The organism is Synechococcus sp. R55.7, assembly GCF_047461955.1.
Classification (GTDB): domain Bacteria; phylum Cyanobacteriota; class Cyanobacteriia; order Thermostichales; family Thermostichaceae; genus Thermostichus.
Genome location: NZ_JANSIC010000397.1, coordinates 1 through 973, shown reverse-complemented (window position 1 = coordinate 973; position 973 = coordinate 1). Strand labels below are relative to the sequence as shown.

At 54.6% G+C, this 973-nt stretch carries 1 protein-coding gene; it reads right to left on the bottom strand.

The window, feature by feature from the left end:
- Positions 1-584 (bottom strand): chromophore lyase CpcT/CpeT (locus NW820_RS12735; protein WP_414407685.1); only part of this gene is annotated, 584 nt, incomplete at its 3' end.
- Positions 585-973: the final 389 nt, after the last annotated feature.

Here is a 973-nt window from a genome sequence, read left to right as displayed (position 1 = left end):
TTTTTGACAAACCGAAAAGGCCCGGATAGGGATCCCCAGATCACTTGATCGGTCTCCGGATCCCGACCTTGATCCAAGCTGTGAAAGTAGTCGGCTCCGATCTCAAACTCGCTGTACAAATAGGTGGTTCTGCCTTTGCGTTCAACAATACAGCCTTTGCCGGGCAGGCTGCGGCCCCGATAGCAGGATCCCGTCCATTCTACCTGGGTGATACAGCCGGGCAAGAGTTCCAGCTCCGCTGCTGTCAGACCGGCCAATTTCCCCTTCGCGTAAGCGTTGCATAGCAACAACTCTCGACCGGCGCACCTGTAGGAGTCAGGAGCCGTCAAAGCATAGTTTTGAATCCGGATCCCATCTGGAGTATCGAAGAGGTGGATCACCCGCTGTCGGTAAGGCTGCTCAGGATAAATGTCGTACAGTTGCTCCACGTAAAACCCCACCCCCTGCAACACCGACCAAGGCAAGGGGCATTGGTACACATGAATGTTGGCAAACCAGACGGGCTCTGCAATCGCCTGTTGTAGGTTGTTGAAGTGCCCTGCCATCCAGGTGGCCAGTTGAGCCAGTTGTGGGGAAACAGACATAGGTTCAGATGGATTCAATGGATTGAAATCGAGAAGATTCAGATCGAGCGCTCCTGATCCTGCAGACTTTGTCCAACTGTCAGGGACTCCGTCCCGATGGCGCACTCCATAACACACTCTACAAAACTACACCAGGGAATAGCTTGGTAGCCCTGTACTTGAGTGCGGGGTGGAAAAGCCCTTGGGCAACTTGATTTAAGGGAATTTAAGGGATTTAAGAGAGCATTGTTGCTTACCGTCACCCGCCCTGTCTCTGGCGGAGTTGTTGCCATGGGCAGGGGAACCGCAACCCTGTGGCGACGAGGCCGTTCGCGCCACTCGGACGGAGTTCTTGAAGGGGATTGGGTTGCAGGGACAGGCTAGAGTAGAGGAGCCGGACTCCTGTGCCT